The organism is Streptomyces sp. NPDC031474, from assembly GCF_055581185.1.
Genome location: NZ_JBVIJX010000010.1, coordinates 282731 through 292304 on the forward strand (window position 1 = coordinate 282731; position 9574 = coordinate 292304).

General features: G+C 69.5%; 8 protein-coding genes. 4 read left to right on the forward strand and 4 right to left on the reverse strand.

Annotated features, from left to right (window positions below; all coding sequences use genetic code 11):
• Window positions 1-32: 32 nt before the first annotated feature.
• A complete protein-coding gene (locus tag ACZ5SK_RS22775) occupies window positions 33-2510 on the reverse strand; it encodes a ThuA domain-containing protein (protein ID WP_468576533.1) in 2478 nt (825 codons plus the stop codon).
• A gap of 198 nt (window positions 2511-2708) precedes the next feature.
• Between ACZ5SK_RS22775 and ACZ5SK_RS22780 the strand changes: the two genes are divergently transcribed.
• Both ACZ5SK_RS22780 and ACZ5SK_RS22785 read left to right on the forward strand, forming a co-directional pair.
• On the forward strand, window positions 2709-3716 hold the full coding sequence (locus ACZ5SK_RS22780; RefSeq protein ID WP_334575289.1) for a multicopper oxidase domain-containing protein: 1008 nt from the start codon (window positions 2709-2711) through the stop codon (window positions 3714-3716).
• Between the two features lie 79 nt (window positions 3717-3795).
• The gene (locus ACZ5SK_RS22785) at window positions 3796-4821 is read left to right on the forward strand and encodes a LacI family DNA-binding transcriptional regulator (RefSeq protein WP_468576535.1); all 1026 of its coding nucleotides are present in this window, start codon (window positions 3796-3798) and stop codon (window positions 4819-4821) included.
• Between the two features lie 21 nt (window positions 4822-4842).
• Here the strand turns inward: ACZ5SK_RS22785 and ACZ5SK_RS22790 are convergent, their stop codons facing one another.
• Window positions 4843-5634, reverse strand: coding sequence for a VOC family protein (locus ACZ5SK_RS22790; protein WP_457494048.1), 792 nt, complete (start codon window positions 5632-5634; stop codon window positions 4843-4845).
• Window positions 5635-5838: 204 nt separating this feature from the next.
• Between ACZ5SK_RS22790 and ACZ5SK_RS22795 the strand changes: the two genes are divergently transcribed.
• On the forward strand, window positions 5839-6084 hold the full coding sequence (locus ACZ5SK_RS22795) for a WhiB family transcriptional regulator (RefSeq protein ID WP_334575285.1): 246 nt from the start codon (window positions 5839-5841) through the stop codon (window positions 6082-6084).
• Window positions 6085-6402: 318 nt separating this feature from the next.
• The gene (locus ACZ5SK_RS22800) at window positions 6403-6927 is read left to right on the forward strand and encodes a GtrA domain-containing protein (RefSeq protein WP_468576562.1); all 525 of its coding nucleotides are present in this window, start codon (window positions 6403-6405) and stop codon (window positions 6925-6927) included.
• Between the two features lie 135 nt (window positions 6928-7062).
• Here ACZ5SK_RS22800 and ACZ5SK_RS22805 read toward each other — a convergent pair whose 3' ends face one another.
• Together ACZ5SK_RS22805 and ddaH are read right to left on the reverse strand one after the other, a co-directional pair.
• On the reverse strand, window positions 7063-8037 hold the full coding sequence (locus ACZ5SK_RS22805; protein ID WP_334575284.1) for an acyl-ACP desaturase: 975 nt from the start codon (window positions 8035-8037) through the stop codon (window positions 7063-7065).
• A 217-nt stretch (window positions 8038-8254) separates the two neighbouring features.
• A complete protein-coding gene (gene ddaH / locus ACZ5SK_RS22810) occupies window positions 8255-9031 on the reverse strand; it encodes a dimethylargininase (RefSeq protein WP_468415989.1) in 777 nt (258 codons plus the stop codon).
• Window positions 9032-9574: the final 543 nt, after the last annotated feature.

Genomic DNA, 9574 nt, shown 5'->3' on the forward strand with positions numbered 1-9574 from the left:
CGGCCAGACTCTTCGTTGCCGTGTTCGCCGTGTCACCGCGCTCCCCTCGCCAGTTCGCCGGCGGCCGGTGTCGGACCGCCGCCGGTGTAAGTGACCCGCCACAGCGCCGACTTGGCGTCCGAGGTGAAGAAGCCGCGGCCGTAGTCGAGGACATACAGGGCGCCGTCCGGACCGAACTTCCAGTCCATGAGGTTCTTGATGCCGTCGTTACCGACGGGCACGATCTTCTTCAGCGACTCCGAGTGCACCGGCAGACCGCCCGACCCTTGTGTCTTCGGGTCCATGACCACCGCGTTGCGCGGCTGGTCGGCGTCGTAGAAGTCGCCGACGAACCATTTGCCGTCCCAGTACGCGGGCCACTTGGCCGCGCTCGCGCTCGTGGCGTCGTAACGGTAGACGGGGCCGTTCATCGCGGCCTGCCCGCCGCCCTTGAGCCACGGCAGCCGGTAGGTCGCCTGGTCCTTGCGGTAGGTGGGGACGCCGCTCGCGTCGCGCGGGTAGTCGGGCGCGCCGCCCTGGGGCGAGTACCAGATGTTGTTCCCGGTGACCGGCGGCAGGTTGACCAGGCCGTCGTTGTTCGGCGACTCGTTCTTCGGGTGGTCGCAGTCGTACCAGCCCAGCGGCTGCGAGGGATCGGGCAGGTTGCGGTCCCGGTAGGGTTGCTTGTTGCCCATGCAGTACGGCCAACCCCGGTTGCTCGCCTGGGTGATGACGGCGAACGTGTCGTACTTCGCCGGCCCCCACGTCGTCGACGGGTCGCTCGCGTCCGGACCGACCCAGCCCGCGTACAGGATGTCGGTCGTGCGGTCGACGAAGATCCGCGCGGGGTTGCGGACGCCCATCACATAGATCTCGCCGCGCGTCTTGCCGCCGCCCTCGGCGGTCTCCCGGCCCGTGAAGAGGTTCCCCGCCGGAAGCGTGTACGTGCCGTCGGCCTCCGGGTGGATGCGCAGGATCTTTCCGTTGAGGTTGTTGGTGTTTCCGGCGGTGCGGCGCGCGTCGGCGAAGGAAACACCCCGGAAGTTCGGTTGCGGGTTGTTTCCGGAGTAACCGTCGCTGAAACCACTGGAGTTGTTGTCACCGGTGGCGATGTACAGGTTGCCCTTCGAGTCCCAGGACATGCCGCCCCCGGCGTGACAGCAACTGTGCACCTGCACCGGCCACTTGAGCAGCACCTTCTCGCTGTTCAGGTCGAGCCGGTTCGTGGCGGGGTCGAGCGTGAAACGGGAGACGCGCCGCTCGGCCATCCGGGTCTCACGGTTGACGCCCGAGTGCGGTGTGTAGTGCAGGTACACCCAGCCGTTCTGCTCGAACCGCGGGTCGAGCTCGATGCCGAGAAGCCCTTCCTCGACCTTGATGAGCTCGTCGCCGCCGCCCTTGTTGCCGAAGACCGTCAACTCCCCGGCCAGGGTGACCTTCTTGGTCGCCGGGTCGTAGACGTGGATCTGCCCCTTGCCCTTGCCGACGTTGGGGTTGTTCCAGTCGGTGATCACGGGCTGGGAGGAGTCGGCGCCGCCCCGCCCGATGTAGAGGACCCGGCCGTCGGGCGCGGTGACCAGGCCGTGCGGTTCGCCGATCTGGTCGTTCTGCCCGGGCTGGTTGGGCTGGGTCAGCCGCTCCGCCTTGTAGTTCCCGGTGATGGTCGCCTTGCAGTCCGCCTGCACCAGCCGGGTCGTCCACAGCAGCGCGCCGCGCAGATGCGCGCGGAAGTCGACCTCGTCGTACGACGACACCGTGCCGCCCATGCCCGTGTAGAAAGAGCGCCCACCGTCGTAGTCCCGGCACCAACTGACCGGGTGGTCCGCGCCGTTGGCGCTCGCGCCCGGCTGGTACGTCGACTCGCGCACCCGGGCCACGGTGTGCACGTCGCCGGACGGGTTCTTCACCCAGTTCGGCCACAGGTCCGGGCGTTTCCACTCCAGCGGCAGCTCCTTGGTGGCCGGATGCCGTCGGTCGCCGACCTCAACGGTCGCCCGCTGCACGGCCGTTGGACTCGACGCAGCGGGGCGGGCGCCGATCAGACCGGTGAACCAGTTCGAGTACGGCTCGGCGCGGGCCGCGTCGTGGAGGCCGACGAACCCGCCGCCTGCCTCCATATAGGCCTCCAGGCCCGACTCCTGCTCCGGGTCGAGGACGTCACCGCCGCCGGTCAGGAACACGACCGCGTTGTAACGGCCCAGTTCCGTACCGTCGGTGAACACCGAGGCGTCGTCGGTGGCCTCGACCGCGAACCGCTGGTCCGCCGGTCCGGACAGACCGATCCGCTCGATGGCCTCGATACCGGCGTTCACGACCGGGGACTCGTCCCCGGCCGCGGCCGACCCGTGGAAGATCAGCACACGTACGTTCGCGCCGCCCGGCGGCGACTTCACGGACATCGTTGTCAGGGGTGGATCCGGGGCCGGGCGCGCGTCCGCGGCGGGCGCGGACAGCAGGCCGGCGACGAGCGTCCCGCACGCCACGGCCGTCACCCGGATTCGTCTCTTCGTGCTCAACCCTCGTAAGTGCATGGGCACCTCCTCGGTCACAGCGACAGCGCCAAGGAAGCTAGACCCCTTTGCGCGACTCGCCAATACCTATGACCGCAATGGCACGAACTTTGTCCTGGGTGTGGAGAAACAGCGGAACGACCGGTACCGTCTCACAGGTTCATCACAGGCACGTCTTCTTCATCGTCGCAAATTCCGTACCAGGGTGGGGAGTTCGGCATGGACAGACGCGGGTTCAACCGCCGGGTGCTGCTGGGCGGCGCCGCCGTCGCGACATCGTTGTCCCTGGGCCCGGAGGCGGTGAGCGCCGACCAGCCGGCGACGTTCGCACCGCCGGGGGGAGCGGTCAGACATCTCAAGCTGTACGCCGAGAAGCTCCCCGACGGGCAGTTCGGCTACGGCTTCGAGAAGGGCGGGGCGACCATCCCCGGGCCGCTCATCGAACTCAACGAGGGCGACACCGTCCACATCGAGTTCGAGAACACCCTGGATGTGGCGGCGAGTCTGCACGTCCACGGGCTGGACTACGAAGTGTCCAGCGACGGAACGAAGTTGAACAGCAGTGACGTCGAACCCGGCGGCACCCGCACCTACACCTGGCGCACCCACGCCCCCGGCCGCCGCGCCGACGGCACCTGGCGGGCGGGCAGCGCGGGCTACTGGCACTACCACGACCACGTCGTCGGAACGGAACACGGCACGGGCGGCATCCGCAAGGGCCTGTACGGGCCGGTGATCGTCCGGCGCAAGGGCGACGTCCTGCCCGACGTGACCCACACGATCGTCTTCAACGACATGACGATCAACAACAGGCCCGCCCACTCGGGCCACCAGGGCCCCGACTTCGAGGCGACGGTGGGCGATCGGGTCGAGTTCGTGGTGATCACGCACGGCGAGTACTACCACACCTTCCATATGCACGGTCACCGATGGGCCGACAACCGCACCGGCATGCTCACCGGCCCCGACGACCCCAGCCAGGTCATCGACAACAAGATCGTGGGCCCGGCCGACTCCTTCGGCTTCCAGGTGCTCGCGGGGGAGGGGGTGGGCGCCGGCGCGTGGATGTACCACTGCCATGTGCAGAGCCACTCGGACATGGGGATGGTCGGACTGTTCCTGGTGAAGAAGCCCGACGGCACGATCCCCGGGTACGAGCCGCACGAGCCGCATGCGGCGGGGGAGCCGGGCGCTACGGACAGGACACCCGAGACGCACCGGCACTGAGGCCGGCGGAGAGAGCGCTCTCACCGTGCTCGTCGCCCGGAGCTATCCTGATCGGCAGCCGGCCAGGAGGAGCTCCGAAGTGACCGAGACAGTGCCGCGCCCCACGCTGGAGGCCGTGGCCGCGCGGGCCGGGGTCTCCCGGGCGACCGTGTCACGAGTCGTCAACGGCGGGGACGGCGTCCGGGAGCCGCTCGTCGAGCGGGTCCGGCGGGCTGTGGAGGAACTCGGGTACGTCCCCAACCAGGCCGCGCGCAGTCTGGTGACGAAGCGGCACGACGCCGTCGCCGTCGTCATCGCCGAACCGGAGACCCGGGTCTTCGCAGATCCCTTCTTCGCGCTTCAACTCCGCGGCATCAGCAAGGAGTTGACGGCTCACGACAACCAGCTCGTGCTGCTGCTCACCGAAGGCCGCGACGACCACGCGCGGGTCGCCCGCTACCTCGCCGGCCATCATGTCGACGGCGCGCTGGTCTTCTCCCTGCACCTCGACGACCCGCTCCCCGGCCTGATCCAGGGCGCCGGCGTTCCGACCGTGTTCGGTGGCCGGCCCGGCTGGAGCGACGGCACACGGGACGTCGTGTACGTCGACAGCGACAACGGGGGCGGCGCCCGCGAGGCCGTACGCCTGCTGGCCGCCCTCGGCCGCACCCGTATCGCACACCTCACCGGCCCCCTCGACCAGACGTCCGCGGCGGACCGGCTCGACGGGTACCGAGAGGTCATGGGCGACACCGATCCGCGGCTCGTCGTCGAGGGCGACTTCACCCCCGGCGGCGGTGAGCGGGCCATGCGCGAACTCCTCGACCGCTGCCCCGACGTCGACGCCGTGTTCGCCGCCAACGATCTCACCGCCGCGGGCGCCCTGCGCGTCCTGCGCGAGAGCGGACGGCGCGTGCCGGAGGACGTCGCGGTGGTCGGCTTCGACGACATGCTGCCCGTCGCCGAACAGACCGACCCGCCGCTGACGACGGTCCGTCAGGACATCGAGGAGATGGGACGGATCATGGCCCGCCTCCTGCTGCGCCGCCTCGACCGGCACACCGCCGACGACGAACCGGGCGGCGTGATCCTGCCCACCACGGTGGTGCGCCGCACTTCGGCGTAGCCCGGCCCGTCCCTGACCGCCTCAGGTCTCCTGCGGCACGCTCTTGATCACCGCGAAGCGCGCGCCGTACGGGTCGGCGAGTTTGGCGATACGGCCCACGCCCTGGACGTCCGTGGCGGGCATCCGTGTCCTGGCGCCCCGTTCCTCCGCCTTGGCGACGACCGCGTCCACATCGGTGACCTCGAAGTACGGCAGCCAGTACGGCGCCGACTCGGCCTCCGTCGGATCGTCGGCCAGCGGGACGATCCCGCCGAACATCGACTCCTCCCCGGCGCCGGCGGGGTTGACGCAGGTGTATGTGCCGCCCGGGAAGGGGACGGCCGAAGTCTCCAGACCCAGTGTCGTGTTGTAGAAGGCGGCCGCCGCGGCGATGTCCGGTGTGTACAGTTCGACCCAGCACAGGGAGCCGGGCTCGTTCGCCACGTCCACGCCCTTGGTCAGCGCCGGCTGCCAGAGGCCGAACGGCACGCCCGCCTGGTCGGCGAGGACCGCCATCGTGCCCTGGCCCATCACGTCCATCGGCGGGAAGAACACTCTGCCGTGGGCCTGTTCGGCGGTCTTGGCCGTGGACTCCGCGTCCGGTGTCTGGAAGTACACCGTCCACGACGGCGGGCCCTGCTCGGGCGTCGTCTGCACGCCGCCCGCCACGGTCTTCCCGTCCAGCTGGAAGAACCCGTAGCCGCCGGAGTCGGGCCCTGCCGACTGGAATCGCCAGCCGAAGAGCGCGCCGTAGAAGGAGGTGGCGCCGTCGATGTCGGACGTGCCGACGTCGATCCAGTTGGGAGCGCCGTTGACGAAACGGGTGGTGAGCATCGTTGCCCTCCTCGAAGGGGTTCCCGTTCTCTGCACTGCCGAGTCTGGCACCGCCCACTGACAATCGCGCGCGTGCCGCGCGCGCCGCGCGCCGCCGTGCGTCGTGGTCGTCGCCGGGACATCATCGGGGCGGCCGGGGCCGTGCCGCGGCGCGTATATGCGGCGTTGATGGAACGTTTGTCGCCGCGGGGCACGATTCTCGCCATGTACACCGACACGATTCCCACACCCGACCTCGCCTGGCAGCGGGAAGCGCTGTGCGCGCAGACCGGGGCGGACTTCTTCTTCCCCGAGCCCGGCAGTTCCGTGCGGGAGGCGAAGCGCATCTGCGGTATGTGCGAGATGCGGAGCGCCTGCCTCGACTACGCCCTGGCCAACGACGAACGCTTCGGCGTCTGGGGCGGACTGTCCGAGAAGGAACGCCTGCAGATCAGGCGCACGGCACACTGACCCGTACGTCGCGCTGACCCCGAAATCCGAGAGACCGCGTCGCGGGGGTGCGGTTAGGATCCGGGGGCCGTCATTCTCCGCGGTAGCGTTCATCTCCAAACCATTGCAACGGGCAGGGCTTGATCCGTTGCGTTAGTTTCACATCCATTGCAACGATTCTATCTCCTTGGGCTGCATATATGTCCACGGTGCGCAATAAATGCGTTGCCCGATTGGTGAATGCAACGTAGCTTTTCCGTCATGAGAAACAAGGGGGCGGGGGCCTCGCAGGTCGAGGGGCGCACGGTCGGCGGAATGAGCGATCAAGGGGGGTGGATCATGGAGACGGCGCGGAATCGGCAGTCGGCGACACCCGCCGCCTTCACCGCCTTCGCCCGCTTCGTGCTCTGCGGCGGCGGAGTGGGGCTCGCCTCCAGCTTCGCCGTGGCGGCCCTCGGCTCGTGGATTCCCTGGGTGCTGGCCAACGCCCTGATCACCGCCGGGTCCACGCTGCTCGCCACCGAGTTGCACGCCCGCTTCACCTTCGGCGCGGGCGGTCGCGCGACCTGGCGCCAGCATGCGCAGTCGGCCGGGTCCGCGGTGGCCGCGTATGCGGTGACCTGTGCGGCGATGCTTGTCCTGCAGCAACTGGTGGCGGCGCCCGGCGCGGTGCTCGAACAGGTCGTCTACCTGTGCGCCTCCGCACTCGCCGGTGTCGCACGGTTCGCGATGTTGCGCCTGGTCGTCTTCGCGCGGCACCGCTCGCAGGTCGCGGACGCTGTCCGCACCGCCCGTCCCGTCCAGGCCGCCGTGGCCCGAACCGCGGCGCCCGACAGCCGGGCGGTGCTCTGCCGCGCGGCCTGACCGCTCCCCACGACACGTTGGCCGGCCGCCACCGGGCCGCGACGATGCCTCTGCATCCGGACAGCCCGAACGGCCCGCGCCGGGAACCGGTTTCCTGCGCGAGCCGTTCGTGGGACCGGTGGGACGAGAGGGCGGTCAGCCCGCGGCGCGGGCCGCCATGCGGGCCTTGCGTGCGGCCAGCTTCTCGTCGAACTTCAGAGCCTCCGCGTCCAGACCGCCCATGTACAGGCCGATCTCCTCCTGCGCCTGCTGCCCATCGGGGCCGAGGCCGTCGATGTCCATGACCTTCAGGAAGCGCAGCACGGGCTGGATGACGTCGTCGTGGTGGATGCGCATGTTGTAGACCTCGCCGATGGCCATCTGCGCGGCGAACCGCTCGAAGCCGGGCATGCCGTGGCCGGGCATGCGGAAGTTCACGATGACGTCCCGCACCGCCTGCATGGTGAGGTCGGGGGCGAGGTCGAAGGCTGCCTTCAGCAGGTTCCGGTAGAAGACCATGTGCAGGTTCTCGTCGGTCGCGATGCGCGCCAGCATGCGGTCGCAGACCGGGTCGCCGGACTGGTGGCCGGTGTTGCGGTGCGAGACGCGGGTCGCGAGCTCCTGGAAGGCGACGTAGGCCACCGAGTGCAGCATCGAGTGCCGGTTGTCCGACTCGAAGCCCTCGCTCATGTGGGACATGCGGAACTGCTCCAGCTTGTCCGGGTCCACGGCGCGCGAGGCGAGCAGGTAGTCGCGCATCACGATGCCGTGGCGGCCCTCCTCGGCCGTCCAGCGGTGCACCCAGGTGCCCCAGGCGCCGTCCCGGCCGAAGAGCGAGGCGATCTCGTGGTGGTAGCTGGGCAGGTTGTCCTCGGTCAGGAGGTTCACGACCAGCGCGATCCGGCCGATCTCCGTGACCTTCGACTGCTCCTTGTTCCAGGCTTCGCCGTCCTCGAAGAAGCCGGGGAAGTTGCGGCCGTCGGACCACGGCACGTACTCGTGCGGCATCCAGTCCTTGGTGACCTTCAGGTGCCGGTTGAGTTCGGTCTCGACCACTTCCTCCAGCGCGTACAGCAGCTTGGCGTCGGTCCAGACGGCGGGGCTGCCGAGGTGAGGGGAGGTGATCGTCACAGGTACTCCAGGGGGACGTGAAGCGGAGTGGCACAATCCGGCGAGCGAGGCCGGAACTTACGGGATCGTAGGCTACGAACCCGTAGGTTACGAAGCCGTAGGCTAAGGATGCTGTAAAGATCGCTGATCAGCCGTGTTTCGCCGGGCGATTCGGGGTAGGCCGAACAGCCCCGGGACCCGCAGGTCCCAGGGCTGAAAAGGTGATCCGATCACCCGTTCAGGCGTACAAGTCGCGCAGCCGCACCGAGAGGCACGTCACACAGCCCTCGAGTTTCTCGTACTCGCTGATGTCGACCACGACGGGCTCGTGACCGAGATCGGCGAGCAGGTCCGCCGTCTTCGGCGCGCTGGCCGCCATGAGCACGTGCGGGCCGCCGAGAAGCACCACGTGCGAGCCGGCCTCCTCGGGCACCGACAGGAAACGCGGGAACAGCGAAGGCCGGTCCACCTTGGGGATGTGCCCGATCACCGTGCCGTCGGGCAGCGCCGTGACCGCCGACTTCAGATGCAGCACCTTGCTCACCGGTACGGCCACGACCCGCGCCCCGAGCGGTTCGAAGGCGGCCCGCACCTGCTGGACGCCGGCCGCGTTGGTCCGCCCGCCCCGGCCGACGTAGATCGTGTCGCCGACCTTGAGGACGTCACCGCCGTCCAGGGTGCCCGGCTCCCAGATCCAGTTCACCGAGCAGCCGAGGCGTGCCACGGCCTCCTCGACCCCGATGGTCTCCTCGCGCCGGGACTCGGCACCGGGGCGCGCGATCAGGGCGACGTTCTTGTACATCACCACCGTGTCCTCGACGAACACGGAGTCCGGGCAGTCGTCGGCCGGGTCGACCTCGACGGTCTCCCAGCCGTGCGTCCGCAGCGTCTCGGCGTACGCCTCCCACTGCTCCAGGGCGAGCTCCACGTCGACCTTCTCCCGCTCGAAATGCGTCACCAGGCCTTCCGCGAGGCGCGGGCTGGGGCGGCGGATGAGGGCCTTCTTGCTGGGCACGTCCAGGTCTCCGAATCGGCGGCGGCGTAGGGCAGGCCCTACCGGCGTCTTAGGGACGACGCCGGTCAGTCATCATGCAGCGCCGGACCACGAGGACAAAACCCCGCAGTAACAATATGCCCGCCCTGAAACCCACCCCGCCCCCCAAAAACACCCCCACCCCGCCCCCCCCGCCGAACCCCGCCCAGCCCCCGCGCCCGACCCCACCCCGAGCCCTGAGCCGCGCCCCAGGCCGCGCCCCGTCCCGAGCCCTGAGTCGCGCCCCGTCCCGAGCCCCGGGCCGCGCGCCGACCTGAGAGCGGGGCTGTGTCTTGCTCCGTGTCCGGTTCGAGTCCTGGGCTGTGCCCGTCCGGTGAGCCGGGCGCGGATCTGTTGCGAGTGCCTGGCCGTGCCATGTCTGCAGACCTGGGCCGAGCGGCGGCCCTGTCTCGAGAACCGGGCCGCGCCCCGACCTGAGAGCGGGGCTGTGTCTTGCTCCGTGTCCGGTTCGAGTCCTGGGCTGTGCCCGTCCGGTGAGCCGGGCGCGGATCTGTTGCGAGTGCC

Bases quoted from the DNA above. Each gene is read 5' to 3' on its own strand.
- ACZ5SK_RS22775 (WP_468576533.1), bottom strand. From the start codon at position 2,510: ATGCACTTACGAGGGTTGAGCACGAAGAGACGAATCCGGGTGACGGCC.
- ACZ5SK_RS22780 (WP_334575289.1), top strand. From the start codon at position 2,709: ATGGACAGACGCGGGTTCAACCGCCGGGTGCTGCTGGGCGGCGCCGCC.
- ACZ5SK_RS22790 (WP_457494048.1), bottom strand. From the start codon at position 5,634: ATGCTCACCACCCGTTTCGTCAACGGCGCTCCCAACTGGATCGACGTC.
- ACZ5SK_RS22795 (WP_334575285.1), top strand. From the start codon at position 5,839: ATGTACACCGACACGATTCCCACACCCGACCTCGCCTGGCAGCGGGAA.
- ACZ5SK_RS22800 (WP_468576562.1), top strand. From the start codon at position 6,403: ATGGAGACGGCGCGGAATCGGCAGTCGGCGACACCCGCCGCCTTCACC.